The organism is Actinopolyspora lacussalsi subsp. righensis (assembly GCF_900116555.1).
GTDB lineage: Bacteria > Actinomycetota > Actinomycetes > Mycobacteriales > Pseudonocardiaceae > Actinopolyspora > Actinopolyspora lacussalsi.
On sequence record NZ_FPAT01000001.1, the window covers coordinates 556,409 to 583,259 of the forward strand.

General features: G+C 65.0%; 19 protein-coding genes and 1 pseudogene. 9 read left to right on the forward strand and 11 right to left on the reverse strand.

The genetic code is table 11. The features are described from left to right. Nucleotides 1-179 precede the first annotated feature (179 nt). Both BM394_RS02380 and BM394_RS23185 read left to right on the forward strand, forming a co-directional pair. Nucleotides 180-1,343, forward strand: a complete 1,164-nt coding sequence (locus BM394_RS02380) for an LLM class flavin-dependent oxidoreductase (protein ID WP_092973228.1) — start codon at nucleotides 180-182, stop codon at nucleotides 1,341-1,343. Nucleotides 1,344-1,421: 78 nt separating this feature from the next. Next, nucleotides 1,422-1,700, forward strand: a pseudogene (locus BM394_RS23185) (IS110 family transposase); the annotation flags it as partial. Between the two features lie 140 nt (nucleotides 1,701-1,840). On the opposite strand, the gene BM394_RS02390 reads toward BM394_RS23185, so the two are convergent. The 7 genes from BM394_RS02390 to BM394_RS02420 all read right to left on the reverse strand — a co-directional run bounded on the left by BM394_RS02390 (nucleotide 1,841) and on the right by BM394_RS02420 (nucleotide 11,264). After that, complete coding sequence (locus BM394_RS02390; protein ID WP_092973230.1) at nucleotides 1,841-2,998, reverse strand: epoxide hydrolase family protein; 1,158 nt, start codon at nucleotides 2,996-2,998, stop codon at nucleotides 1,841-1,843. Nucleotides 2,999-3,015: 17 nt separating this feature from the next. Next, nucleotides 3,016-4,416, reverse strand: coding sequence for an FAD-dependent oxidoreductase (locus BM394_RS02395; protein ID WP_092973232.1), 1,401 nt, complete (start codon nucleotides 4,414-4,416; stop codon nucleotides 3,016-3,018). Nucleotides 4,417-4,882: 466 nt separating this feature from the next. Beyond that, nucleotides 4,883-6,415 carry an FAD-binding oxidoreductase gene (locus BM394_RS02400; RefSeq protein ID WP_092973234.1) on the reverse strand — a complete coding sequence of 511 codons (1,533 nt, stop codon included), beginning with the start codon at nucleotides 6,413-6,415 and terminating at the stop codon, nucleotides 4,883-4,885. Nucleotides 6,416-6,563: 148 nt separating this feature from the next. Next, nucleotides 6,564-7,799 carry an RNA polymerase sigma factor gene (locus BM394_RS02405; protein ID WP_245779941.1) on the reverse strand — a complete coding sequence of 412 codons (1,236 nt, stop codon included), beginning with the start codon at nucleotides 7,797-7,799 and terminating at the stop codon, nucleotides 6,564-6,566. Between the two features lie 374 nt (nucleotides 7,800-8,173). Beyond that, nucleotides 8,174-8,554 carry a YciI family protein gene (locus BM394_RS02410; RefSeq protein ID WP_092973238.1) on the reverse strand — a complete coding sequence of 127 codons (381 nt, stop codon included), beginning with the start codon at nucleotides 8,552-8,554 and terminating at the stop codon, nucleotides 8,174-8,176. A gap of 425 nt (nucleotides 8,555-8,979) precedes the next feature. Next, nucleotides 8,980-10,500, reverse strand: a complete 1,521-nt coding sequence (locus BM394_RS02415) for a class I SAM-dependent methyltransferase (protein ID WP_092973240.1) — start codon at nucleotides 10,498-10,500, stop codon at nucleotides 8,980-8,982. A 32-nt stretch (nucleotides 10,501-10,532) separates the two neighbouring features. Next, nucleotides 10,533-11,264, reverse strand: coding sequence for a DUF2306 domain-containing protein (locus tag BM394_RS02420; protein WP_092973242.1), 732 nt, complete (start codon nucleotides 11,262-11,264; stop codon nucleotides 10,533-10,535). 827 nt (nucleotides 11,265-12,091) lie between these two features. Here BM394_RS02420 and BM394_RS02425 point away from each other — a divergent pair. The 4 genes from BM394_RS02425 (at nucleotide 12,092) to rhaI (ending at nucleotide 16,897) form a co-directional block, all read left to right on the forward strand. After that, nucleotides 12,092-13,378 (forward strand): glycosyltransferase family 87 protein, encoded by a 1,287-nt coding sequence (locus BM394_RS02425; protein ID WP_245779925.1) that lies wholly within the window; start codon nucleotides 12,092-12,094, stop codon nucleotides 13,376-13,378. Between the two features lie 647 nt (nucleotides 13,379-14,025). Beyond that, the gene (locus tag BM394_RS02430) at nucleotides 14,026-15,327 is read left to right on the forward strand and encodes an MFS transporter (protein ID WP_092973246.1); all 1,302 of its coding nucleotides are present in this window, start codon (nucleotides 14,026-14,028) and stop codon (nucleotides 15,325-15,327) included. Beyond that, nucleotides 15,324-15,728, forward strand: a complete 405-nt coding sequence (locus BM394_RS02435; protein ID WP_092973248.1) for an L-rhamnose mutarotase — start codon at nucleotides 15,324-15,326, stop codon at nucleotides 15,726-15,728. Before BM394_RS02430 ends, BM394_RS02435 begins: the two co-directional genes overlap by 4 nt. After that, nucleotides 15,725-16,897: an L-rhamnose isomerase gene (gene rhaI / locus BM394_RS02440; RefSeq protein ID WP_092973249.1), complete on the forward strand. Its 1,173-nt coding sequence runs from the start codon at nucleotides 15,725-15,727 to the stop codon at nucleotides 16,895-16,897. Before BM394_RS02435 ends, rhaI begins: the two co-directional genes overlap by 4 nt. 163 nt (nucleotides 16,898-17,060) lie before the next feature. On the opposite strand, the gene BM394_RS02445 is transcribed toward rhaI, so the two are convergent. Both BM394_RS02445 and htpG read right to left on the reverse strand, forming a co-directional pair. After that, entirely contained in the window at nucleotides 17,061-17,681 is a 621-nt protein-coding gene (locus BM394_RS02445) for an acetoacetate decarboxylase family protein (protein ID WP_092973251.1), read from the reverse strand. 124 nt (nucleotides 17,682-17,805) lie between these two features. Next, nucleotides 17,806-19,707 carry a molecular chaperone HtpG gene (gene htpG, locus BM394_RS02450; RefSeq protein ID WP_092973253.1) on the reverse strand — a complete coding sequence of 634 codons (1,902 nt, stop codon included), beginning with the start codon at nucleotides 19,705-19,707 and terminating at the stop codon, nucleotides 17,806-17,808. Between the two features lie 523 nt (nucleotides 19,708-20,230). Between htpG and BM394_RS02455 the strand changes: the two genes are divergently transcribed. Continuing rightward, a complete protein-coding gene (locus BM394_RS02455; RefSeq protein ID WP_092973255.1) occupies nucleotides 20,231-20,380 on the forward strand; it encodes a pectate lyase in 150 nt (49 codons plus the stop codon). 336 nt (nucleotides 20,381-20,716) lie between these two features. Here the strand turns inward: BM394_RS02455 and BM394_RS02460 are convergent, their stop codons facing one another. After that, nucleotides 20,717-24,025 (reverse strand): AfsR/SARP family transcriptional regulator, encoded by a 3,309-nt coding sequence (locus tag BM394_RS02460; RefSeq protein WP_092973257.1) that lies wholly within the window; start codon nucleotides 24,023-24,025, stop codon nucleotides 20,717-20,719. Between the two features lie 305 nt (nucleotides 24,026-24,330). Here BM394_RS02460 and BM394_RS02465 point away from each other — a divergent pair, with 305 nt between their 5' ends. Further along, the gene (locus BM394_RS02465) at nucleotides 24,331-25,209 is read left to right on the forward strand and encodes an NAD(P)-dependent oxidoreductase (RefSeq protein WP_092973259.1); all 879 of its coding nucleotides are present in this window, start codon (nucleotides 24,331-24,333) and stop codon (nucleotides 25,207-25,209) included. Between the two features lie 144 nt (nucleotides 25,210-25,353). Further along, nucleotides 25,354-25,755: an NAD(P)-binding domain-containing protein gene (locus BM394_RS23620; protein ID WP_092973261.1), complete on the forward strand. Its 402-nt coding sequence runs from the start codon at nucleotides 25,354-25,356 to the stop codon at nucleotides 25,753-25,755. Nucleotides 25,756-26,208: 453 nt separating this feature from the next. Here BM394_RS23620 and BM394_RS02475 read toward each other — a convergent pair whose 3' ends face one another. Continuing rightward, a complete protein-coding gene (locus tag BM394_RS02475) occupies nucleotides 26,209-26,685 on the reverse strand; it encodes an MSMEG_6728 family protein (protein ID WP_092973263.1) in 477 nt (158 codons plus the stop codon). Nucleotides 26,686-26,851: the final 166 nt, after the last annotated feature.

Sequence of the window (26,851 nt, forward strand, 5' to 3'; positions counted from 1 at the left end):
TATTCTGCATTCGTTCCCCCGTGGAAGTGAGCAAGATAGAGGACGAACGAGTTCGGACCACAGACCTAAATTCGGTTCCTCTGACACGAACATCGTTCGTGGACGGGAGAGGGCCGAAGGAAGAGCTGCCCCACTGTCGCACGCTGAGGGCGTTCAATCGAAATGAAAGGTGCTGTAGCGTGAGTGCACTCGCCGACGATCCGAATAACGTTAAGTTCATTTACTGGGACAATATTACCTATTCACCACCGGGATCACGGGCTCCGGAGGAGTGGGAGGGCAAGCTCGGAGCCGAGCTCTACAAGAGCTACCTCGACCACTGCGTCGACGCAGAACGACTCGGTTACGCGGGCGTCAGCATGCCGGAGCACTTCGGCCCATCGTCACCGATCCCCCACCCGGTCATCATGATGGCCGCGCTCGCCGTAAAGACAAAATCGGCACGGATCATCTCCGGAGCGAACATTCCTCTCTGGCACGAGCCGATGGAACTCGCCGAGCAGCTCGCCATGATCGACGTCCTCTCCGGCGGACGACTGGAAGTCGGTCTGGGCCGACATGGTGATCGCGTGACGCAGGACAACGCGGTCGACCTCATCGACGGTGTTCTCCACAACGTGGACCATCCGGTAGCGAAAGCCGACCTGAGGCCGATGCAGGCTGCGTTCCTCCAGGACGCGGAGATCGCGAACTTCAACGCGTGGCCTCGACCGGTGCAGAAGCGAGTGCCGCTGTGGGCCCCGGCGAGCACGGAGGGTTCCCTTGAGGCTGCGGCACGCCGTGGCATGTCCGTGTTCACCGGTCTGAACACCAATCCGACTGCGGATGGCGTACTCCCGATCACATTGGACGAGGTTGGTACGCGCCTGCAACGCTACATCGAGATCGGACAGGAGACGGGACACGATCTGTCGATGGCAAATGTCGCGGTGACCTGTTACACGGCTGTCGCCGACACCGACAAGGAAGCCGCCGACATCGTTCGCGACGGTTTCATCAACCACGTTCAAGCCGCTTCAGAACACACTGGGAGGCTGGCCGGGACCATCAAGCCCGGTCAGGACTCGTCTTCGCTGGCAGAGCTGGAGAACGAGGACATGAAGGCGATACTCGAGGCACCGGCCGAATCCTATCTCCGAAACCCGTTCGCACTGGTCGGATCAGTCGAGACGGTCAGGGAAAAGTTGGAGGCTCTGATGTCCGCCGGTATGCGACGGTTCGTCGTACTCTGCGGTGGGGTCGGCACGCAGCACGAAATCGGATGGCAAACGGCGAAGGCGTTGGCCGAAGACGTAGCACCTGATCTGTTCGCGAGCGCGAGGGCTGAGATGTCGACGGACTAGTCCCCCATTACCTTTTGGGTGGCCCCGCAAGGGGACTCCCGGCCTTTGGGCCCGGCAGGACTGTTCCCCCTGTTGTTCATGATCCGGGGGTGGTGTCGCCGGGCTCGAAGGCATCGTAAGACCGCTGCTAGCGGCTGGAGCGTCACCCCGAACAGCAAGAAGGTGCTGGACAAACGGCTGCCCAACAACGAGGCGAAGCTACGGGCGATCGTCGACGAGCCGCAGGCCAAGCACGGCACTGTGCTGGTGGTGGTCGACCAGCCCGCCGCCGCCCGCACCATGCCCCATACCTTGCGAGATCTGGACCCCGACGATGACACCGTGGCCGCCCTGTCGATGCTGTGCGGCCACGACGACCTGGCCGCCTACGCCGGACTCGCCCCCACCACCCACAACCCCTCGACCCAACCCATAGAAACACCCCGGAAACCGTTAAGGTGCGGCGGGCGGCCGTTTGGTACGGTCGCCCGCCGCATCTTCAATCTTTTCCGGGGCTCTCAGCGCAGTGGCCGGACGAACGTACGAACGTCGTCGACCAGCGATTCGGGTTGCTCCATGGCGGCGAAGTGGCCGCCCCGGTCGAACTCGCTCCAGTGGGCGAGAGTGGGCAGTAGACGGCGGGCCCACGAACGGATGGGGCGCGCGGCGTCGGCAGGGAACACGGCAACCCCGACCGGTTGGTCCAGCGGCCACGGCCCGCCCCAAGTGTCGGCGAACGCCGCGTCGCCACGCGCCGATTCATAGTAGAGCTGCGCACTCGAACCCGCGGTCGCGGTGAACCAGTAGATCGACACGATAGTGAGCAGCTGGTCCCGGCCGACCGCCTCCTCCGGAGATTTCTCCGAATCAGTCCACTCCTTGAATTTCTCAGTGATCCAGGCGAGCTGTCCGGCCGGCGAGTCGGTCAGCGCGTAGGACAAAGTCTGGGGCCGGGTGGACTGGATCTTTTGCCATCCCATGCCGTCCTGCTGGAACCTGGCTCCGAACTCCAACCGAGCCTGTTCGGTCTCACTCAGTTCGGCGAACGCGGTCGGATCGTCGGGCGGAAAGGTCACGAAAAAGTTGACGTGGACCCCGGCCACGTGCTCGGGATCGGCGAGCCCCAACTCGAGCGAGATAGGTGTCCCCCAGTCACCGCCCTGAACGAAGTAGCGCTCGTAGCCGAGTCGGCTCATCAACTCCGCCCATGCGCGAGCGACCCGCTTGACATCCCAACCGGTCTCGTTGGTCGGCCCGGAAAACCCGTAACCAGGGATGGACGGAATGACGACGTGGAAAGCGTCCGCCGCCTCCCCACCATATGCCTCGGGATCGGTCAACGGCCCGATCACGTCGAGGAACTCGGTGACCGATCCGGGCCAACCGTGTGTGATGATCAGGGGAACAGCCGTGGAAACGGCCGAACGAATGTGCAGGAAGTGCACGTCCGTGCCATCGATCTCCGTGATGAACTGCGGGAACTCGTTCAGCCGACGTTCGGCGGCGCGCCAGTCGTAGCTCTCCCGCCAGTACTCGGCGAGCTCCTTGACGTAGTCCAGGGGGACGCCGCGGTCCCAGCCGATACCGGGAAGCTCCCCAGGCCAGCGGGTATCGGCGAGTCTGCGGTTCAGATCATCGAGGTCATCCTGCGGTATACGGACATGGAACGGGCGCATTACAGGTCCACCTTCCACTATGCGGCTTTGTCGGACGCTTCGGGAGGCTCTGATGCTGGCAACGAGGCCGCGGGGGAGGCGGATCGGCGCCAGGAGTGCCGCAGCACGCGAATAACGTTTCCGGGGCGCAGTAGCGCTTGCGGCGAGTCAACCAGCCCCGCGACCCGGATGAACGCGTTGGTGAGCGTGGAGTCGTGCACGGCGGCGTCTTGTAGCTTGGCCACATAAGCGTTGACCATCCGCACCTTGGGCGAGCGCCTTCCCGCCACCTCGTCGTAGCCGAGATCGGCACCGGCCGAGACGTCCCATGCGGGCGCGATCAACTTGGCTATCGCCTTGAAGTACCCTCGGGCGGTGGGTAACGCCCCGGAACGCAATTGCTCCCGCAGTACCAGAGTCTCCAGCGCGGCCACGGTCATGCCCTGCGCATAAATCGGGTTGAAGCTGCACACAGCATCCCCGAGCACCAATAACCCCTCGGGAAACTCGCTCAGCCGCTCGTAGTGACGCCACACGCTGGCCGGGTACTTGAACGTCACAGGGCTGTCGAGCGGTTCGGCATCCTTGACAGCTTCGTAGATCTCCGGAACGGGCAGTGACTTGACGAAGGCGAGGAACCCGTCGTCGTCTGTCGGCGGGTGATCGCCCAGCAAGCCGGTCAGAGACAGCTCCACGCGGCCGCCCCAACCCGGCAAGTGGTGGAAGAACGCGCCCCGTGGTGTGCGCGGCGTGGCAGCCGGGATGATCGCGAGGTCGGTTCCGAACGGGTCGGACTTGAGTTGGTAGTGCCGCGTCGTGTAAGCGAGGTCGATCTTGACCTTCTGCTCGTCCGGGCGTCGGTATCCCAATTCCTCCAGCCACGCCGGTGTCCGCGACCCCTTGCCACTGGTGTCCACCACCAAGTCGGCTGACAACGTCTCCGCCGCCCCGGTGTCCTGTCCACGGACCTTGGCTCCGAGTACCCTGGTACCGTCCGAACTGGTCTCAAGACCGAGGATGTCGTGCCGTTCAAGGAAAATCACGTTCGGAATGGCCATCGTCCGTCTACGTACGTGATATTCCAACACTGGTCGGATGGACGGCACGCACACCAGCCCGGAAGGGGCCGGTTTCATCCGACGGCCGTTGAAGATCCATCGAACGTCGGAGCTGAAGTCACCGGTCCGCACACCGTCGGCCTCGATATCCTCCTTCAGACCGGGGAAGTAGCTCTCGACGATCTGCTGACCGCGCGCGACCAACCCATGCGCATGACGACCTTGTGGAACGCCTCGCCGGTAGTTCTTCACCTCGGTCAGCTCGTCGCGGTCGACGACGACGACCTCCGCGAAGGACTCCGAGAGCACTCGAGCTGTCAACAGACCAGCCATACTGCCGCCGAGCACCACGGCACGGTCGCCGACGATGTTATCGGACATTGCTGCTCCCTTCTGTCAAGCACAGGAAACGCGAAAGGATCGATGTGACCTTTCCAATGATCACCGAAAAGCGTCCTGCTTTTTGACAGGAATCATTCTTTTTTCACGCACCCTGAACATCTCCAGGAATGTTGAATCAGCTGAAGACCAGCAGTTGCGGTTACAGCTTGGACATGGTTCAGATCAACGTGGTTCGAAAAATCCGATCAAGAGGATCGGCACCGGATGCGGTTCGCCGGGCCGGCGTCGACGAGCTCGTCGACGCCGCGCGGGGCGGGCAGCGAGGTCGATCGGGTAACGTGCTTTCGGATTGACCGGCCCCCTTCGGGGGACCTGAGCACAGGTGGTGCCACCGACCGCACCGGTGTGGCGAATCACCATCACCGGACACAGGGCATCCTGTCGGGAGATGGCCCGTGCTCTCCGCTCTCCCAATACGGATCACTCGGACGGTGACGCAGCCCATTTAGTCGTCGGGCAGTTCCACCGACAGGGCGTGGTGGAAGACGTTCCCCGGGTCGTATGCCTTCTTCACCTGTTGCAGCCTCGGATAATTGTCCTTGTAGTAGAGCGTGTACCACGGGATGCCCGAGGTGTTCCACTCCGGGTCGGCCAGGTCGATGTCCGGATAGCTGATGTAGGAACCATCATGGATGTCATCGGGCGCAGGGACACCACCACTTTCGGCGTACACCTCGTAATAGTATTCGCGTGCCCAGGCAATGTGGCGGTCGTCCTCCTCCTCTGAGAGCCACATGCCGGAACCGTACGAGGCCTTCAGGATCGAGTCACGCTGCGGGATGGCGGTCGCGTCCGGGGCGATCGTGTTGACCCTTCCGCCCACAGCGGTGAGCACCAGGCAAGCTGTCAGGTTGCTGTGATCGGAATCCGCACCGGACAAATACTTGTATACCGTTCTGATCTGTCGCTCGGGCATGGACTTGCGCAGGTAGCCCGCCTTGTTCTTGTAGCGGCCGTTGGGGTCGCTTGGCCAACTGTAGGAGGGCATCCACTTGCTCATCCACGGGAGGACGTCCCGCGTATTCAGGGTCGGTTCGACCCCCACATCCGCGCAGATGGCCTCGAGCTGCGCGTTCAGCAGCTGCTCCGCACCCGGCGTGGCCCCGTCGATCACCGTGGTCAGCCCGAACATGCCGGATGCCCGATGAGTGATGATGAAGTTACTCCACAGATTCACGTACGGTGAATCGGCATCACTGTTGTTCTCGAACCACTCGCAGTAGTTACGAACCAACCGGACGAACGCCTGCTCCGTCATCGATTCCCACGACCACATCACGAGGCCCCGATGGACGTTCGCCGGTGCTTTGGGGAGCAGCTCGGCCGGATCGGTCGAGTCGACTCCTGGTGTGCGCATCCAGAACCTGGTCACCACGCCGAAGTTACCGCCGCCACCACCGGTGTTGGCCCACCACAGATCGTGGTTCGGGTCGTCGGGATCCCGGGTCGCAATCACCGCACGAGCCTTGCCCGTCTCGTCGACCACGACGACTTCGACGGCGTACAGGTGGTCGATCACAAGTCCGTCGCGTCGAGAGAGGTGCCCGTAGCCTCCGCCGGTGATGTGTCCTCCGACTCCGACCTCGAAGCAAGTGCCAGCCGGGATGGTGACTCCCCAACCATTGAACAATGTCCGGTAGACGTCGCCAAGGTTCGCGCCGCTCTCGAGTGCGAACGCACCGCGTGTCTCATCGAAATACACATTGGCCATCGGGGAGAGATCCAGCACCACCTCGACATCGGATGAGGTGGTGAAGTCCTCGAAGCAGTGCCCACCACTACGCACCACGATCCGCTTGCCTGCCGCGACAGCGTTATCCACCGCCTCGACAACTTGCTCGGTACTACCGACCAACTGCACGTAATCCGGTTTGCCGACGAATCGGTGGTTGAAGCCTTCCACCAGGCTTTCGTAGCGCTGATCGCCGGCCGTGACGGTGACCGGCCCGAAAGCAGGTGGGTTGGCCGTCTCGGACATCTTCCTACCTCCCAATCACGGGGTACGGCGTCACCGTTACACGTCTGGCCGAACCTGAGCGTCTTCCCCGTTGCCATTCCACTGCCGGCGGCTCCATACGTAGCCTGCCGCGCACTCGGACGGATCCGTCGGCAGACACCGAGCCGATCTATGCGAGCCGGTCGGCCCGCGCACGCAGATAGCGCTGCTCGGGCAAACCAGTGGCAAGGCGGGAAGCGAGCAGATAGTTCTCCCGTGCAGCCGTCGTATCTCCGGCCAGTTCCAGCAGGTGAGCACGCACAGCCGTGAGCCGATGGTGACGAGCCATCCGGTCATCACTCTCCAGCTCCGAGACCATGGCCAGACCGGCTTCCGGACCGTCGGTCATAGCAACAGCGATCGCGTGATTGAGCGTTGCCACCGGATTCGGCGCGATTCGGCACAATACCTGGTAAAGAAATCTGATCTGCCGCCAATCCGTTTCGTCCACATGGGACGGCTGCACGTGGAGAGAGGCGATCGCCGCTTGCAGCTGATACGCACCGAGCTGCGATCTCAGCATCGCATCGGTGATCAGGCGCGTACCTTCCTCGATCATCTCGCTGTCCCACAGGGATCTGTCCTGCTCGGCCAGCGGGACCAGACCGCCCATGGAATCAGTACGGGCCGCGCGGCGCGCGTCAGTCAGCAACATCAGCGCGAGCAGGCCCGCGACCTCGCCGTCTTCGGGCAACGAACGATGGATGTCCCTCGTGAGTCGGATGGCCTCGGCGGCCAGATCGGGACGCTGCAGGTCAGGCCCAGAGGTGGCAGTGTAGCCCTCATTGAAGCTGAGGTAGAGCACATGCAGAACGGCACCCAACCGCTCGACGTACTCCGACCCCCTGGGCATGCGCAACGTCGTACCTGCGGCCCGGATGCGTTGCTTGGCACGGCTGATCCGCGGCCCCATAGTCGCCTCGGGCACCAGGAAGGCATTGGCGATCTCAGTCGTGGTAAGCCCCCCTACCGCGCGAAGCGTGAGAGCGACCTGCGAAGCCGGGGTCAGTGCGGGGTGGCAGCACATGAACAGCAACGTAAGGGTGTCATCGTTGTCATGGACCCGTTCGTCCGCACCACGAGCGAGCATCGCGTCCGGTGGTTCCCTGCTCGCGCTGGACGTTTCTCGATCACGGCGGGCTTGCTCGCTACGAATCTGGTCAACCACCCTGCGGGACGCGACGGTGGCCAACCAGCCGTGCGGGTTGTCGGGCACTCCCTCACGCGGCCATTGGACGGTCGCCGCCAGCATAGCCTCCTGGAGCGCGTCCTCACAGGTGTCGAATTCGTGATACCGGCGAAGGAGTGCCCCGAGAACCTGAGGGGCCAGCTCCCGCAGCAGGCGGCCGAGGTCCTCGTCACTCACTTCCAATCTCCATGCCGGTGGGCACCATCACCGGTTGCATCTCGCTCGTGCCACAGCACACGGTCGGAATCCTCGCCGCCAGCCCCGAGGGACGATCGCAGTCCCCGTGGTCGACGAAGTAGTAGGCGGCGAATCGAAGCGGTGATTCGAGGGACGGCCGGTCTGCCACCGTGTCCCATCTCCGCGTACACCTACCAACGTACTGTTCGGCTGGTCGGCGAGTACCTGACTGTCGATCAGTTCGCCCGATTCCCGCGCCGTCGCTACGAAATCCGCGTGATTCAGCACGGTCTCCCTCTCATCATCGAGCAGCTCCGCGATGACCACTGGGTCGGGATACACGTCCAACAGGAACTTCATCTCAGCCGCGCCGCTCACGCCTCCGAGCTCGCCTCTGGTCCGGCCGCGAAAACCACGGGACGAACCTCGACACCAAGTCCCTCCACCTTGGCGTCCGGGATCATCGCGGCCAGCTCGATAGCACGGTCCCGTTCCGCGCATTCGACAAGGTAGTAACCGCCCAGGTACTCCTTCGCCTCGAGGTAAGGGCCATCGCTCACCATGGGCGCACCCTCGCGGACGCGAACGACGGCGCTTTCGGCGGGATCGGCCAGCGCATTCGCCGCGAGCAGTTCACCGGATTCGCGGACAGTCTCCATGAACTCGGCTTGACCTTCGACCACCTCGTTGCGCTCTTCCTCGGTGAGGGACTCCCAGATCTGTGGGTTCATATGCATAATCAACAGGAACTTCATTCTTCTCCTCCTCCGCGGCAGACGGGCCGGTCACGCTACACGTCCGGTCGGGCTCGCAATGTAGCAGATCTCGATATCGTCACCCGTGCTGGCCGGGACGAGGACAATCCCGTTGGTAGCCATCCAACGACGTGGTCGCCCCTTCAACACCTCCCTGTCACGAGGGGTCGTTCAGTCATCCGCCGTACACCTGCACCCGGTCAGGCCAACTCCACCGATCACGCGGGCACCGGTCGACGCGCCGAAACGACTCCTTTTCGCCATAATTCGCCCTCAAAAAATGTTCTTCATTTTCGAACACAAAATTCTCCAAGGCGGAAAAATCGGATATCCGTCTCCCTCGGGTGCCGAAAACAGCTTTGCGCTGGAGCACGTTTCGATCCGCTCCGCTTCCCGGCGGTGCCGACGACGCGCCCTCTCCGGGATCAGCTGCTTACAGCGGTGACAAAGATGAAGTTTCCGGGGGTGGACTCGGCGCTCACGGTCAACCCCGCTTGGGCGAGCCAGTTACGGATTTCCTCGAGCCGAAACAGTGGCATACCACCGTCGGGGAAACCGGGGCCTCGGAAGGAGTTCTGGAAGTAGCGGTAGATCGGGTCCTCCGAGCGCCGGAACGTAAGCAGCGTGAACGTGCCACCCGGACGCAAGCAGCGGCCGATCTCGGCGATAGCTCCGGCCGGATCGGGTAGGGCCTGCAGCGTGTTCCAGCAGTTGACCGCGCCGAGCGTGTCGTCACCGAACGGAAGATCGAGTGCGTTCGCCTGCACGGCAGGCACCTCGGGCAGCCGGCCACGTAGCCACGTGAGCATGTACTTGTTCAGATCCAGCGCGATCACGCGTTCGGCACCTACCGCACCGGCCAGCACGGTGGTCCATCTCCCGGCGCCGGCGGCCAGGTCGAGCACTGGCCCGTCCACCGGGCGCGTGCGGTCGACCAGGTAGTCGTCCTCGTCCCGAGGTGTAACCCGGCCACCCCAGTTGCATCCCATGAGCCGCAGGAAACCAGGTCGCAGTACGGTTTCGTAATACAGTCCGATCCGCCGCAGAACTGCGGCGTTCTGCAACACATCGTCCGATTCGTCGCCCTCGGTGACAGCGCCGGTCAGGTCGAGCACACCGTGCGCCGTGGAGAACCGGCTCCCGCAGTCGGCGCATCCCGCCCCATCATCGGCCACGATCGTCCCGAACTGGCAGACCGGGCAACGCAGGGCTGACACGTGTCGGAGCAGCGCTGCCGCGTCGAACGACGCAGGAGCCTCCTGCGCGACGTCTCCAGTCCGGTCCGGATCGGTGACCACCCCCACTTCCCCGTTGCCCAGCTCCCAGTACGCCTTCGCCCCGGAATAGCCGAGCAACATCAGGGTGTCACCGGCATAGGTAGTGGCGATCTGCTCCGAATCGAGCTGGGCGATCCACGCCCGGTCGTGCTCACGCTCGGCCTCGCTCAGCGTCCACTCAGCCGGCGACGGCCAGACTCGACCGAGCACCACGTCGTCGACGTCGAGCGGCCGCAGCACGCGGTCCAGTCTGGATAAATCGTCCTGGTCAAGACAGTGGTCGGACACCGACTCGAGGATCCGCTCCCGTGCTTCCGGGAAGTGCCCGAGCAGGTAGAGCAAAGCGAGGGTCAGCGGCTGCCCACGTGTGTGCCGCTTCAGCAGGTCGAGGTACTGGTCGAGCCCATTTCGCACGGCGCGAACCACTTCACCGTCCGAGGCCGGGTCTGCCTCGGCGAGCAATCCGAGCAGGAGGACCAGGTACCCCTTACGATCATCGGACACATTCTCGAGGCGATCGACGATGACAGATGCCGCTTCAGGGGCAAGCTCGGTCAGCTCTCCATTACGCCATACGGCTTCCACCATCCGCTGGTAATTCTCATAGAATTGTCCCGGCGAGGATGATGTGAAGGAATCCAACAACCCGGTGAAGGTCGATCGACTCATCGATGAGTCCTTTCGTTTGTCCACGCAGATTCTCAGCTGTCCGGTTGGAGAGCTTCACGGGTTCTGTTGACACGGGAACGCCGCTGTAACCACCAGTGCGCGAGCAGCACATTTCCCACCCACAACCAATTCGACATCTCGATGAAGAGCATGGTCTCGATCTTGAACCAGGGGATGGTCTGCATGGCGGTGCTGAGGATGCGTCCCCAGGAGGTACCTAGAGAGATCGCGAAGCTGTACGCCATCCACTTGCGGTGGTCGCGGTAACGGTGCCCGGCCTGCGCCCGGTACCCGGCAATCGTTGTCGCGATCCAGGCGATAGCCATGGAGAACAGGCCGAACTTCCCCGTAGGAGCCAGCGAATACGGCAGCAGGATCAGTGCGAGCAGCGAGGACGGTAACGCTCCACCGTACACGTACACCAGCCCAGACCATCTGTGAAGGCGCACCGAGCGCTTCCGCAGCCACGGCAGGATCTGCAAAAACACCGTAACCATGGCGAGGTTGCCGGTCACCACATGCAGTACGAGGACTGGGTAGTGCAGTGCGAAGTTCGGGTCGATGGCTGTACGCGACAGGGCAGGATCGAAGCTGAGGTACCGCGGCAACGCATGCAGCAGATTGAAGACGACGAGCACCGCGGTTCCGATTACCCAAGGGCTGCGATACCAGGGCCATCGCACGTTCTCGACATTGCGCCGACGAGAAGGTCGCTCCGGCTCTTGTGCCCAGTCCTGTCGAGCACTCTCCAGGTTCTGTGTCACAGCGGGTTCCCTTACCTTTCTCCGCTTGATGACAAAGGTGAAGCGGCACCGTGGTCAGCCGGCGCAGGAACAGCATCACACCACCTGATGTTCCGCCGCGTCTTCGTTATTGCTCTCCGGACCGGATCGGACGCAGTGTTTTCCGAGAAGGCTCCGAAAAGAACTCGGAGCGGACGTTCAGGAGGCAATGACGTAAGTGCTCTTGAAGGCGGGCGGCAGGGCGTACCAGAGTCCGCTTCCACTTCTGTGCACCGACGGGATCGCTCGGAGCACCGAAGCCGTACTGAGGCTGGTGCCGAGAACGGTCATGCCAGGGACCGGGAGAGCCAGGAGCGGCCAGAGGGCACGTCGGGACCGGCGATCTTCCCCGCCCGGTCCTTCTCAGCCGGAGTCCCTGGCAAGGCGAAACTGATGCCATTCCCCACCACACCGAACAGCTGCATGTCTCGACACGCTGTTCGCCACGGCCAGGTGATCGAAGGCGCACTCCGGCGCGGACGACGACCTCGTCAGGAGCCCCGAGTACGCTTGTCGTGCCGGTTCCCGGAGCTACTTGGGTGAAGGGATCAGCGCTGCCCGCGGCGGGGCAGGCTCAATCGGACTCAGTGCAACCTTCCTGCCTCGGATGCCGCCAAAAGCTTCTCTCGACTGCGTCCTGGTGACGTGCTTGGCCGGAAGAACGTGCGACATGGATTCGGCCGCTATGACACACCATCGTGAGAGTCGAAGTCGAATCGCACGTGGCGATCTCACTCGATCGAGTAGCGCCGTGACCGGTTCCGGACCGCCCTCGAATCCCGCCCGGAGCACTGTGATCGGATGGCGGAGTGGCAACTTCGAAGCACACTTCCACGACGCCGCCGATCGGCCTCGAAACCCCGGCTTCGAGGGGCGGTTCGTGGGAACGGTTACGCGCTCTGGTGGCGAGGTACCCGCGTGTACTCGTTGTCGCTTCGCTACCGCTGTTGGCCGTCTCGGTGTGGTTCGTGCTGCTGCCCGCTCTCTTCCGCGGGGAAGGCGGGGAACTCTACCTCCGGGGTGATTTCGAGGTCTACCGCTGGGCCGTACACACCTGGTTGTCCGGCGGCGACATCATCGAGGACTGGGCCCCGCTCCGCGGCGGCAATCTGCTGCCCTGGGTGTATCCCCCGTTCGCGCTGTTACCGCTGAGCGTGTTCGCACTACCGCCGGTCACGGTGGGAGCGTTCCTGATGTGGGCCGCGGACCTGGCTGCCATCGGTATGACGCTCTACCTGATCGTGCGGCACCAGTGGCCCAGTGTGGGGCCTCGCGGCGCGTTGGCCGTCGCGGCCCTCGCGCTCCCGTTGCCCCTGTGGTTGGAGCCCGTCTACGCGTGCTTCGCCCAGGGACAGGTCAATCTCCTGCTGATGGGGCTGGTCGCCGCGGACTGCCTCGTGCGGAACCCGCGATGGCCGCGTGGCCTGCTGGTGGGCATCGCCGCCGCGATCAAGCTCGTGCCAGCGGCCTTCCTGCTGTTCTTCCTGTTCCGCAGGGATTTCCGAGCAGCGGTGACCTGCACCATCACCGCCGTGGTATGCACGCTGACCGGTTTCGCGATCGATTTCGAGGCATCGGTGGACTACTGGTTCCGCTATGGTCCGGCCTCCTCCGTTATGGGTCATGCGGCCGACACCAACCAGTCGATCATGGGTGTGCTCGCCCGGCTGGTATCGCAGCCGGTGGTGGAGTACGGGCTCTGGGCGGTGCTGTGCCTCGCGCTGACCGTCGTGCTCGCACGCACGCTCGGCCGGGTCGAACCGCCGGTGGCGATGACGTTGACCGGGTTGTTCGCGCTACTGGTGTCGCCGACGACCTGGTCGAGTCACTGGGTCTGGGTCATTCCCGGTCTGCTGATCCTGCTCGGCTCCGCGGTGCGGACCCGCAGCATCAGCCGGTTCCTGCTCGCCGTGGCGATCGTCGTCGCGGGCAGGAAGGTAGCGTTCCACGCGCTCGCGGCCGACGTCTCCCCGCTGCTGTATGTGCCGCAGCAGCTCATCGGCAATGCCTACGTCGTCCTCGCGGCGGTGGCGTTGCTGCTGACGGGCTGGCAGGCGAACCGGTCTCGCGCGTACGAACCGGCCGCGACGCACTAACCGGTCCGGGCGCACCCGCGTCAAGGGCAGCGGGCACGGCAACCAGGTCGAACAGACCGAGGCTGCCGATGCCCGCACCAGCCGCACCTACCCGTACTCGGCGGTCGACGACCTCCCCGCATCGCGAGCCCGGTCGCACCGCACGTCTCCTTCGCGGAACAGCGCCGCTCGCACCTGCCCCGGCCGCGGGAGCGAATACCGACGGAACCGATTCACGCACGCACCCCGCTCATCTGAAGAGCATTCCGGATGCACCAGTTTAAAATAAAACGTTTTAAGCTTCTTTGGCCGCCTCGGTCATTCACGCCCAACTCGGCCGTACCGGAACACGCCCACTCGCCGCTTCTCAGCGCACAACGAGCGAGCAGGCACAACCACCCCGCCGATCAGAACAGCTCCATCCCCGGCGACACGCGAAAGAGCGTAACCGCTACCACATCCCGAGCGGGACCCACCCGCACTCGACACCCGCTCCGCATACACGTAACCGGTGCGTAACAGCGAGCCGGCCCGTCCGCACGAATCTCGCGCACGGCCTTGTTCACAGCCCCGAAGGCCGCTATGGTTCGCATCACTTTGAAACGATTTACCTCTACTGCTTCCGCAGTCGGAGCGTGAGAGACCAGGGTCAACGGATGGGAGGGCCAATGGAGGTCCGTTCCAGAAACAACCGCACGACGGGGTGGCGCGCGACGATCGCCGTAGCCATGTCGAACTACATCGAGGCCGGATCGATCATCGCGATCGCCACGAGCCTCAGCCTGTGGCAGGAACGATTCGGCCTGGACAACCTGGCTGTCGGCCTGCTCGCCTCACTCAGCGCCAACGCGTTCGGCGCCGCCGCGGGCGCTGCCATCGGCGGCCCGCTGTGTGACCGGTACGGCAGGAAGTTCATCTACACCTACGACCTGCTGCTGTACATGCTGGGCGTGCTGTTGGCCGTGTTCGCCACGTCCTACGGGATGCTGCTGACCGCCTTCATACTGACCGGCATCGCCGTCGGCGCCGGGGTGACCGCCTCGTGGACCTACATCGCCGAGGAAGCACCGGCGCACGAACGAGCAGCGCACGTGGGCACCGCCCAGCTGGCCTGGTCGATCGGGCCGATGATCGGCTACTTCCTGGCCGTCGTCGTGGCCCCGCTCGACCTGCTCGGCAGTCGACTGATCTTCGCGCACCTGTTCGTCGTCGCCGCCATCACCTGGTGGGTGCGACGCGGCCTGCCGGAATCCGGGATCTGGCGCGACAAGAACAACGCCCCGAACGAGGGCCCCTCCTTCCTGGGCAGCCTGCGCGGCCTGTTCACCAAGAAGGCCAACCTCACAGCGATGCTGTTCCTGTTCGGCGTCTACGCCCTGTGGAACACCGTGGCCGGGCAGTCCGGGATCTTCCAGCCGCGCGTGTACGAAGCGGCGGGCGTTACGTCCGTGACCGAGCAGTACCTGCTGCAGGTGCTCATGTGGGGCTGCACCAGCGCGGCGACCTACCTCGGGTTCATGCGGCTCGCCGACCGGATGAGCCGCCGGTGGCTGTACTGCTCCAGCGCCCTGCTCGGCGTTCTCGCATGGGCCGCGCTGATCTACGTCCCGCCGGGAATGTTCACCCTGCTCTTCTTCGCGATCGGTTGGGGCGTGTCCATGGGCGTCGGCGCGCAGGCCTTCTACGGTCTGTGGACCAGCGAGTTGTTCGCGACGCAATACCGCGCCAGTGCACAGGGCGTGCTGTTCCTGGCCGCCCGAGTGCTCGTCGGCGTGCTCAGCGTCTGGTTCCCGATGCTGCTGGCACAGATCGGGCTGCAGGGGCTCGGCCTGCTCATCCTCGGCCTGCTGGCCGCAGCCCTGCTCATCGGCACACTGTGGACACCCAACACCCAGGGCAAGGATCTGAAGCAGATCGAGCGGGAGCGCTACGGAACAGCGACAGCGGAGGACCCGGTGATGACCTCGTGACCCGCGTGTGCTTCCAGCTGTGGATCGATCCGAACCGCCTCGACGAGTACCGAAGCCGCCACGCGGCCGTGTGGCCCGAGATGCTGCGCGAGCTCGAGGCGTCGGGGCGACGCAACTACTCGCTGTTCCTGCGTCCGGACGGGCTGCTGATCGGCTACTACGAGACGGACTCCGTGTCCGCTTCGGACACCCACCTCGCGGAATCGCGGGTGGCCGCGATCTGGGAGGAGTACATGGCCGATCTCTTCGTCGGTCGGAGCGGACGCGCCGACCAGACCGCGATCACCCTCGAAGAGGTCTTCCACCTCGAGGACCAGCTCGCCGAGCTCGACGAGCACCACCAGCACGCGAGCACTACACCGGTACTCGACAACGCCGATCCGAACGAAGGAGAACGATGACCGTACCGCATCGCTTCGACGAGATCACCGAAACGCTCGCCCGCCAGTCCATCGAACTGCCCAGCTGGGCGTTCGGCAACTCCGGCACCCGCTTCAAGGTGTTCGGCACCCCCGGAACCCCGCGCGACACGCACGAGAAGATCGCCGACGCCGCCAAGGTTCACGAGATGACCGGGCTCGCGCCGACCGTGGCGCTGCACATCCCGTGGGACGACGTCGAGGACTTCACCGAGCTCAAGGCCCACGCCGAGAATCTCGGGGTCGAGCTGGGCACGATCAACGCCAACACGTTCCAGGACGAGGACTACAAGTTCGGCAGCCTCACCCACTCCGACCCCGCGATACGGCGCAAGGCCATCGATCACCACTTCCGGTGCATAGACATCATGCACGCCACCGGATCGACCGATCTCAAGATCTGGCTGGCCGACGGGACGAACTACCCCGGTCAGGACTCGTTGCGGGCGCGTCAGGACCGGCTCGCCGCGTCGCTCGCCGAGATCTACGAGCGGCTCGACGCGCACCAGCGGCTCGTGCTGGAGTACAAGTTCTTCGAACCGGCCTTCTACCACACCGATGTCCCCGACTGGGGGACCTCGTACGCGCAGGTCAGCGCGCTCGGCGACCGGGCGTTGACCTGCCTGGACACCGGCCACCACGCGCCTGGAACCAACATCGAGTTCATCGTCATGCAGCTGATGCGGCTGGGCAAGCTCGGCTCGTTCGACTTCAACTCGCGCTTCTACGCCGACGACGATCTGATCGTAGGCGCGGCCGACCCGTTCCAACTGTTCCGCATCCTGTACGAGGTCATCGCGAACGGTGGGCTCGGCGAGGACTCCCCGGTCCGCTTCATGCTCGACCAGTGCCACAACATCGAGGAGAAGATCCCCGGTCAGATCCGCTCGGTGCTCAACGTGCAGGAAATGACCGCACGCGCACTCCTGGTCGACCGAGCGGCCCTCGACAAGGCCCAGGCCGAGCACGACGTGCTCGGTGCGAACGAAGTGCTGATGGACGCCTTCCAGACCGACGTCCGACCGGCACTGGCGCGGTGGCGCGCCTCGCGCGGGCTGCCCGAGGAACCGATGCGCGCCTACGCCGACTCCGGTCACCAGCGGTACCTGGCCGAGCAACGCGTCGGGGGTGCGCAGGCGGGCTGGGGCTGACGGCCACACCGGCCGAGCGCGCCCCCGCGGACACCGATCAGGTGGGAGCCACTCTTCGGTGGGCGGGAGCGGACACCGCTCCCGCCCACCGAGTGCTGTCAGTCGAGCGGGTGTGGCTCTTGTGGCCGGGCAGGGGACACGCGGGTTCCGCGACCGGGACGCATCACCCCTGGACGGACGAATCCGCTTTCTCCCCGAATCGCATCTCGAAGTCGTGCAGCGCGAGGCTGCGGAAAGGCTCACGACCCCGCAACCACCCCAGCGGCCCGTGCGGATCCGGGTGCCACGAGGAGGTGCGCACGGCAACGCGCCCGCGCGCCCTCACCCGGTTCTCCGCGATTCCGCCTGCCATCGACTGTGCGATCCGGTAGCCCAACGACCACTTCCCCGGCAGCGACACCCGGTCGCTCAGGGACGCCGAGGCGATCCCGTGCGCCTCGATCCGCAACGGCTCCACGGAGTCGACCCCGAACGTGGCCCGCTCCTTGGGAATGCCCCACAACTCACGACCGCCTCGCAGGGAGGCAGCACTGTCCACCCAGATGTGGGTGATGCACGCACGGAGGCGGGCGCCACGCCGCACGAGTACGGCGGCGAGCAGCTCGTTGTACTCCAGCACGCTCCCGGACCGGTAGAGCACCCAGGCGGTACCGACGATGCCCGTGTCACCCAGCAGCACCGGTGACAGTCCCTCCGGGACAGCGGGGAGCAGCCGCTTCGGCAGTCGCCACAGCGAAACGGACATCTCACCGCACAGCCACCAGGGTTGTGGCGGATAGCTCATGTCCGCTCCGGACTCCCGTGTCGGGTTCGAATCGTGGTTCTTCGACGATCTCGTGCGCCCGCAGCCTACCCGCCCCGGGCAAGGTCGGAGAGCGATCGCTCTCCGACCCCGGGACGCGGAGTCCTCACAGCGTTTGGGCGAGCCTGTTGGCCAGCAGACTGGTGAACTGCGCGGGCTCGCGGAGCTCACCGCCCTCGGCCAGCAGCGCCATGCCGTGGACGAGCTCGGCCGTCTCCTTCAGCTCCTCGCTCTCCCCGTTCTTGTCGTAGGAGTCGCGCATCCCACTCACGAGGGGGTGGTCGGGATTGACCTCGAGGATGCGTTTCACCGGCGGCACCTCGTGCCCCATGGCCCGGTACATCTTCTCCAGGGTCGGCCCCATGTCGTTGTTGTCACCGACCACGCAGGCAGGTGACGTGCTCAGGCGCGAGGACAGCCGCACTTCCTTCACGTCCTCGGCGAGCTTGGTCGACATCCAGGACAGCACGTCGGCGAACTCCTGCTGCCGCTCGCTGTCCTTGCCGTCCTCGTCCTGCTCGTCGAGATCGACCTGGCCCTTGGCGATCGACTGGAACCGCTTGCCGTCGAACTCCGGGACCGACTCCACCCACATCTCGTCGACCGGGTCGGTCAGCAGCAGCACCTCCATGCCCTTGTCCCGGAAGGCCTCGATGTGCGGGGAGTTCTCGACCTTGGACCGCGAACCGCCGGTGATGTAGTAGATGCTGTCCTGGCCGTCCTTCATCCGCTCGATGTACTCACGCAGCGTCGTCTTGTTCTCCGCATCGTGCGTGGACTCGAAGGAGGCGATCTCGAGGATCTGCTCGCGGTTGTCGACGTCGTTGAGCAACCCCTCCTTGACTGCCTGGCCGAACTGGTCCCAGAACTTCGCGTAGCGCTCCGGGTCCTGGCTCATCATGTCCTTGACCGTGGACAGGACCTTCTTGACCAGCCGCTTGCGCATCATCTGGATCTGGCGGTCCTGCTGCAGGATCTCCCGCGACACGTTGAGGGAGAGGTCCTGCGCGTCCACCACGCCCTTGACGAAGCGCAGGTACTCCGGCAGGAGCTCCTCGCAGTCGTCCATGATGAACACGCGCTTGACGTAGAGCTGGACGCCGCGCTTGTGATCCCGGGTGAAGAGGTCGAAAGGAGCGACCGAGGGGATGAACAGCAGCGCCTGGTACTCGATCGTGCCCTCGGCCCGCAGGTGGATCGTCTCGAGCGGGTCGTTCCAGTCGTGGCTGATGTGCTTGTAGAACTCGCGGTACTCCTCCTCGGCGACCTCTTCCTTGGGGCGCGCCCAGAGCGCCTTCATCGAGTTGATCGTCTCGATCTGCCGCGTGGTCTCGCCCTCGGAGTCGGTGTGCTCGACCTCCATGCGGATGGGCCACGAGATGAAGTCGGAATAACGCTTGATTATGCCGGTGATCGTCGTGCTGTCGGTGTAGTCGAGCAGGCTGTCTTCCTGATCCTCGGCCTTCAGGTGCAGCGTCACCGCCGTCCCCTGCGGGGCCTCCTCGACCGTCTCGATGGTGTAGGTGCCCTCGCCCGTCGAGTCCCACCGGGTGCCGGTGCTCTCACCAGCCCGACGGGTCAGCAGCGTCACGCGGTCGGCGACCATGAAGCTGGCGTAGAACCCGAGCCCGAACTGGCCGATCAGCTCCTGCGCGGCAGCGCCGTCCTGCGTCTCCTTCAGCTGCTGCAGCAGCTCCGCCGTGCCCGACTTCGCGATCGTGCCGATGAGGTCCTGGACCTCGTCCCGCGACATGCCGATACCGTTGTCGCGCACCGTCAGCGTGCGGTGCTCCTTGTCGGCCTCGATCAGGATGTGCGGGTCGGAGGTGTCCACCTCCAGGTCCTTGTCGCGGAAGGACTCCAGCCGCACCTTGTCGAGCGCGTCCGAGGCGTTGGAAACGAGCTCGCGCAGGAACGTGTCCTTGTTCGAATATATGGCGTGAACCATCAACTGCAACAATTTGCGGGATTCCGCCTGGAATTCGAACGTTTCCGCCTGTGTACTCACTGATCCCCTTTCCCGAAATCATGACTCCCGCGCGTCGCTTCGCACGGCGACACGGGTACGACCCGAATTATAGGAGCCCGTGCGCACGCGGCACTCATCCCGCCGCGAGACCTGTTACATCACGTCGTGGCCGGTCACGGCAGTCACAGCGGACCCGCCGGAACACTCCGAGTGGCCCCGGAGCTCCGCCGAGAGTCCGATACGCGGCTTCTCACCCGCCGGCGAACGCGGCTGTTACGGCTGACGACGGAATATGGTGCACGCTTAGCTCCCGACGTCGCAACGATGCTCGGAGTGGGGTTTCCCAGCGGTCACCGGAGATCCGCTCGGACGCAGCCGTTCACGCCTGGTTCGCTGGTGCCAAAGGCCGCGCTCGCTGACTCCTCTGCCCCACCCGTGGCCACTCAGTGAGAGGTGCGGCGGACGCCGTTGACAGTGCTGTGCACGGCTGTGGTTGCTCCTGTCGGACACGCCCCCTGGTCGTGAGCTCACCCGCTGTTTCGGATCCTGCCCCTCGAACCCGATGGTGATCGACAGTGGCGGGGCGCGGGCAACCGAGCACAAGATTTTCCAGCACAACGGCCCGGGAACCATGATGATCAACGATTTCCGGGTCGAGAACTTCGGCACACTCTACCTGTCCTGCGGCAACCGCACCGGGCGGGAAAACTGAGCGGATCGGCAGCGGCCCCAGGCAGCGGCCTCAGTAGGAATCGCCGCTACGCCCCGTGGGACATCGACTTCGAATGACACCCGGTTTCGTCGAGCACGGCTTCGACTGACCCGATGACGAGCGCACCCGGGGGTCTCCTGGGGAACCGCATCGCGGCTTCTCCGCTCGCCGGAGCGGTGCCGCGGGGCGGTCCTCGGAGGCTCCCGCCCGGGTGACGTGCTCGGCAGCGGTTCCGCCGGGGAACCCCATTTCACGGACACCGTAGAAGTCGTCGGCCAATCCCATAAGACACCCCGCACGACACCGGAAACGAATAGATCCAACCCCTCGGTCCAGTCACAGAACGCGAATCCCTGAGAACTCCGAGCGGAAGAGGCCATCCACGTGACCCGCGAGCGCGCTCTCGCCCAACACCTCGGACAGGGCCTGTGCGGGGGCCAGGTCCCGGCCCCGACGAAAACCGGCGGCGAAGTTCCCGGCATCCGTCCCCAGCCGTGCCGTCAGCGTGATCCGCTCCATGTCCCCCCGCTCACCAGGTGGGAGCGGAGCGCCTGCCGTCTCGCGCGCTGCCTCGGCGGAGCCGAGTAACAACGCGGCGCCTCTCCACTCCTCGGCGACGGCCACCGCACCCGCGACGCCTTCCACCACCAGCGCGATCGCTCGGAGGTCCCTGCCCGCGACGCCGAGCCCCTCCAGGTGATAGCGCAACGCCGTGGGGGCGTCGCCGCGCTGCTCGGCCACGAAGCCGAGTTCGGCGAGGATCAGCGCGACACCCGGATCACCGTCCATGCGGCGGCACCAGTCGAGCCACCGCGATAGGTGCTTCTCCGCGGTATCGAGGTCGTTCTCCCTGCGTGCCCCCATACCCAACCCCACCTCGGCGAACTGCTCCCCGAAGGGAAAACCCTGCTCGGCGGCCGAGCGCATCGCTCGTTCGTGCAGCTCCCGGGCCCGCGGGTAGTCACCTTGCAACAGCGCGACCCGTCCCAGCCCGGACAGTTTCAACGCCACGTCCGTCCATAAACCGAGTGACGTGGCGATGTGCAGTCCCTCGCGGTGCAGCCCGGCCGACCGCTCGTAATCGCCGCTGATCTCAGCGAGCTGAGCCAGCACGTTGCCTGCCTGTAGCTGTCCCCAGGCGTCCCCGAGTGCGTGGTACGCGGCGGCGCTCTCGGCACCATCGCGTTGAGCAGTACTCAGATCGCCGCTGATGAGTGCCTGGGTGGCCCGCGCGCTGAGCGCCGCGGCGACGCCCCACCGATCTCCAGCGGTACGAAGCGCCTCCAGCGCCCGATCGATCCGGGCCTCACTCCGTTGCCGGTCGCCGAAGCCGAGCTGGGCGAATCCCAGGAACCATCGCGCCGTGGCTCTGCGCAGCGGGTCCTCGATCCGTGCGCTCAGCTCCCACGTTCGGTCGCACTCGACCAGCGGGGACTCGCCCTCATCGGCGCGGAACGCGAAACCCGCCCGCCAGCAGAGCGCGGCAAGGCGGTTGTCGGAGGTGCTGTCCCCCGCGATCGTGAGGGCCGCGGAGCAGGACCGACTTCCTTCACCCGATTGGCCACGCAGCAACCAATACCACGCCAACGCGTTCACGAGTCGCAGTCCCAGCTCGGCGAGCTCGTACCGTACGGCGACATCCAGTGCGTTGCGGAGGTTGGCCGCCTCCGCGTCCAAGCGCTCCAACCAGCTTCGCTGGTTCGACCCGCGCAGCTGCGGTACGGCCCGTTCGGCGAGATCGGTGTAGTACCACACGTAACGGGTCTGAACCCGTGCGTGTTCACCGGACTCGCGCAGGCGCTCGGCACAATAGGCCGAAATGGACTCGAGCAAGTGGAACCGCCGTCCATTGGTGCCGTCCGAAGCCGCGACCAGGGACCGGTCCACCAAACGAGCGACCAGATCGAGAATTCGCGAAGTGTCGATCCCCTCATCCGCACATGTTTGTTCGGCCGCACCGAGGGTGAAACCGCCGATGTGGGGGACGAGTCGGCACAGCACGGACCGTTCGGAAGCGCTCAGGAGGCTCCAGCTCCAGTCGATCGTCGCCCGCAGGGTCTGCTGCCGCGCGGGCGCGCCGCGATATCCGACGGTGAGCAGTTCGAACCGATTCGCCAACCGCGCCGCCACCTCGCGGGTGCCCAGTGCCCGTACTCTGGTCGCGGCCAGTTCGAGAGACAGCGGGACCCCGTCCAGTCGCTCGCAGATGGCGAGCACCTCTCGCATGTTGGACCGGTCGAGCCGGAAGTCGGGAGAGGCCGCGCTCGCCTTCGTCACGAACAGCTCGACCGCGCTCGCCTCCTCCATCCTTTCCGGACCGTCCGGGACCACCAGTGGTGGGACGTTGTGCAGCTGTTCGCCGACGACACCGAGCGCGTCCTGACTCGTCGCGAGCACTCGCAGACCGGGTGCCGCCTTCAACAGCTTCTCGACCAGCTTGGCGACCGGTTCGACCAGGTGTTCACAATTGTCCAGGAGGAGAAGCAACCGCTTGGTACGCAGAGCGTCCCTCAACCGCTCGGACAGCGGAGTCGGGAATCCACCACCGGGCCCGCCGCTCGAAGTGGCCTCGTCACGTATCTCGAGGGTGCTCGCGACCTGGTTGACGACGGCGTCGTAGAGTTCGGCCTCGTCCATCTCTCCCGGCGGAGCCAGCGGTGCCAGTTCCACCAGCCAAACCCCGTCCGTAAATGTCTCGGTCAGAGTCGTGGCCAGCTCCAGGGCGAGTCTCGTCTTCCCCACTCCGCCGGTGCCGGTCAGGGTGACCAGTCGGTTTCCGTCCAGCAGCTCACGAAGCTCCGCTACGGCGGCGTCCCGACCGATCAGCGGGGTGAGCACGGAGGGGAGGTTGCCCGGTGTGGAGACCGCCGCCTTGTCCGAGGACGGCGGCACGGGATCGAGACTGGTGGACCGCTGCAGGATCGCCTGACGAAGCGCCACCAGCTCGTTGTTCGGTTCGACCCCGAGATTCTCGCCGAGGTAGCTCCGAAACTCGTCGAAGGTCTGCAACGCCTCGCTCGACCTACCGGCGCGGTGAAGTGCGCTCATGCGCAGCCCTCGCAACCGCTCCCGTAGCGGATACCTGGTAGTCAGGTCCGCCAGGTCACCCACGAGCACTCGGTCCTCACCCAGTTCCAGCAGCACTTCGGCGTGGTCCTCCGCCGCCGCGATCCATTGCTCCTCGAAACGAGTGATCGCCGCACTCGCGAACTCCTCGTCCCTGAAATCCGCGAGTGCCGGGCCGCGCCAGAGTCCGAGGGCGTAGGCGAGCGCGTCGGCGCGCGCCCGGGGGCATTCGGTGCGCCGGGATCCGATGATGAGGTGCTGAAACCGTCTCGCGTCCACCTCGGTGTCCTCGACGCGGAGCAGGTATCCGGGCGCGGAGTACTCGACGAGGGTCGCCGCGCCGGATTCCGCACCGTCCAAGGTCCGCCGCAACTGCCACACCTTCGTCTGAAGGGCGGCCGTGGGATTTCGCGGCAGCTCCTCACCCCAGAGGGCGTCACACAACCGATCGGTGGAGACGAGTTGACCATCATGGACCAACAGGGTTGCCAGTAGCACTCGCACTTTGGACTCGGGGACCGTGACCGGCAGGCCGTCCGCCGTCCACACCGCCAGAGGTCCGAGGATCCCGAATCGCATACCGCCAGACTATCCGCGCGGCCGGATCCTTCCGGAAGGATTCGTGACGGTTCCTGCGGCCTCACTCGTCCGGAGCTGTATACCTCCGTTCGGCACATGGGGTTCCTCCATGTCGTCCTGCCCGGAACGATCCGGCACGTGTGGGCAGTGGACGTGAGCGGATCGAGAGTGACTCCTGAGCGGACTACGCCAGAGTGAGCGGTACAGCATCCTCGAATGGTGCGGACCAAGCGATGGTGGCTGCCGAACAAGACAGAAGAAGCGGAACGACCCTGGGGCGGTCGCCGCGAAGGAGGAACACAGCAATGACTGCGGCCAACCGCGAGCCGGTCACGATCCTTGGGCTCGGTCCGATGGGCCAGGCTCTAGCCGGAGCGTTCCTGAACAACGGCCACCCCACCACGATGTGGAACCGGACGGAGTCGAAAGCGGATGCCCTGGTGACGGAGGGAGCCCACCGGTCGGAGACGGTCGTCGACGCGGTCGCGGCGAGTGATCTCGTCATCGCCTGCGTGATCGACTACGACGCGGTGCAGGCGATCGTCGAGCCTGCTGCCACCGCGCTGAAAGGCAAGACGCTGGTGAACCTGACCGCCGACTCGCCCGCACGGGCCCGCGAGATGGCCGACTGGGCGGCCGAGCACGGCATCGAATACCTGGACGGGGCGATCATGACCCCGGCACCGACCATCGGGGGATCAGCGGCCGTCGTTCTCTACGCCGGTTCACAGGCTCTCTACGAGATCCACGAACCGACGCTGTCCAACCTGGGTGGAACGGCCGCGCACCTGGGCACGGATCCGGGCAGGGCAGCGGCGCACGATGTTTCCCTGCTGGACATGTTCTGGACCGGCATGGCAGGCATGGTGCACGGTTTCGCACTGGCCAAGGCCGAAGGAATCGAGGCGGTCGACCTGGCACCCTACGCCAAGGGCATCGTCAACCTGCTGCCCGACATCATGTCCGACTTCGCCGAACGAATCGACGAGGACCGCTTCACCGGAGACATCTCCAACATACGGTCCGCCGCAGCGGGCATGGACCACATCATCCACGCGGCCCACAACCGCGACATCGAGACCGGTGTGCTCAACGCGGCCACGGCGCTGGCGAAACGGGCCACGGAGTCCGGATACGGTGCGGAGAGCTTCGCTCGACTCTCCCAGGTTCTCCGCGACGCGTAATCAACGGCCGCACGGATGAGTTCCGACCATCCGTCAACCGGGGTCGCCGCCGCGAAATCGTTCTCCGGCGAGTGGTGGGAACAACCACCACTCGCCGGTACTTTACTGCCCTGCCGTGGTATTTTCCACCGGAGAAACCTGTCGATGACGGAGAACAATCGGCTACCCGTGACAGTTCTGGGGATCGGCATGATGGGCACCGCTTTGGCCGGTGCGTTTCTGAATAATGGCAACCGGACGATCGTCTGGGACCGTTCCGCGAATAAAGCCGATTCCCTGATCGCTGAGAGCCCGCTTCGGAACTCAATCTCGATTCTGAGGCGGATCCGCCGATGCCAGAGATCAACGCGCGGCTGTCGTGGGTATCGGCCGCCGAGAATCCACCGACCCAGGGATGCCACCCCGTTCGAACAGCCAAGCAAGGAGTCAGTGCCTTACGATCTTTCTCGCCGTCCCCTGTCCGAGCGGCTCGACCGCTACGGAAGCGGACCGAGTCCGGTGACGGCGAATTTCGACCGCGATGCGTTCGCAGCGAAACAGCCGTAACACTCCGGTGCCACCCCGGAACTACGCCGGGATCTCGCGGGGAAGGACCATTCATCCACAACCGCACCTCCGCGGCCGACGACGAGCGGCGGCGTGCTACGGGGCGCACGACAGGACGCGGTTCCCGACTCTCCCTTGTGAATACGATCCGTGGTTTTACTGCTACGCACCGGACAGAGATGCCTTGGGGCCAGTATAACAATCGGCCACGGGTGACTACCAACACAGCGCCACCGTGCGCACCGACGCCGCGTCCTTGTTCGAATACCTAGCCGACGTGAACCGATTGCCCGACTGCTTCGAGGGAATGGTCTCCGTCGAGTCCACCGGGCAACACACCGTGCACACGGTGGCCCGGGTCGAGGGGCAACGCCGCGAGGGCACTCCGGTTGTCCGCACCGGCTCCTCGCTGCCGCCGTGTCAGGAGAGCTCGCCGCCATTCGGAGTGCGGTCTCACAGCGTGCGGCGCGGCCTGTCGGATACCGGCCACACGGCGGGAAGAACGGGCGGCACCTCGGGAAACCACTTGCCGTAGTAGTCGGGATCCTTGCGCACCAGCGCCGATTGGTGGGCGCGGTGAAACACCGGATCACCGAGCCACGGTGGCAACTCCCCCGCCCCGGCCAGCGACTCCTGCGTGCGCACGCTGTCCAGCCCGAGACCGCTGACCAGGTCCGCTCGCAGCGACGAGGCGCAGGTGTCGGCTCGCCCGGTCGAGCACCAGCCCCGGCAGATCTCGAGACCGTAGCGGGTCAGTGCCTCCTCGTACCCGGCCCACATGCTCGCGGCGGGGTGGTGACGCCAACCGTAGTGGGCGACGGTCAGAGCTCGCAGCACCTGCAACGCCTCCACTCGCTGCTTGCCCAGCCGTCGGGAATCGAGCACTCGCGCGACCGACGCGAACTCCGAGCAGGGAAGGAACGTCTGCACGGCAGTCCTTTCCGGAGAAGGATCCACGAACGAGGCCCCACCGCAAGCTTGCACCAGCGCACGGCAGGAGAACCACGGCTGTCGCTCACACCACGGAGCGCGAACCCCGATGGGGGAGGACGGTGGAGTCATCCGCGTGAGGTCCCGGCGAGGGAGGGCGTGATGC

What these genes read in the sequence shown, in the direction of transcription:
- BM394_RS02390 (WP_092973230.1), bottom strand. Translation starts at nt 2,998, where the DNA reads ATGCGCCCGTTCCATGTCCGTATACCGCAGGATGACCTCGATGATCTG.
- BM394_RS02395 (WP_092973232.1), bottom strand. Translation starts at nt 4,416, where the DNA reads ATGTCCGATAACATCGTCGGCGACCGTGCCGTGGTGCTCGGCGGCAGT.
- BM394_RS02400 (WP_092973234.1), bottom strand. Translation starts at nt 6,415, where the DNA reads ATGTCCGAGACGGCCAACCCACCTGCTTTCGGGCCGGTCACCGTCACG.
- BM394_RS02410 (WP_092973238.1), bottom strand. Translation starts at nt 8,554, where the DNA reads ATGAAGTTCCTGTTGATTATGCATATGAACCCACAGATCTGGGAGTCC.
- BM394_RS02415 (WP_092973240.1), bottom strand. Translation starts at nt 10,500, where the DNA reads ATGAGTCGATCGACCTTCACCGGGTTGTTGGATTCCTTCACATCATCC.
- BM394_RS02430 (WP_092973246.1), top strand. Translation starts at nt 14,026, where the DNA reads ATGGAGGTCCGTTCCAGAAACAACCGCACGACGGGGTGGCGCGCGACG.
- rhaI (WP_092973249.1), top strand. Translation starts at nt 15,725, where the DNA reads ATGACCGTACCGCATCGCTTCGACGAGATCACCGAAACGCTCGCCCGC.
- BM394_RS02445 (WP_092973251.1), bottom strand. Translation starts at nt 17,681, where the DNA reads ATGAGCTATCCGCCACAACCCTGGTGGCTGTGCGGTGAGATGTCCGTT.
- BM394_RS02455 (WP_092973255.1), top strand. Translation starts at nt 20,231, where the DNA reads ATGGTGATCGACAGTGGCGGGGCGCGGGCAACCGAGCACAAGATTTTC.
- BM394_RS02460 (WP_092973257.1), bottom strand. Translation starts at nt 24,025, where the DNA reads ATGCGATTCGGGATCCTCGGACCTCTGGCGGTGTGGACGGCGGACGGC.
- BM394_RS02465 (WP_092973259.1), top strand. Translation starts at nt 24,331, where the DNA reads ATGACTGCGGCCAACCGCGAGCCGGTCACGATCCTTGGGCTCGGTCCG.
- BM394_RS23620 (WP_092973261.1), top strand. Translation starts at nt 25,354, where the DNA reads ATGACGGAGAACAATCGGCTACCCGTGACAGTTCTGGGGATCGGCATG.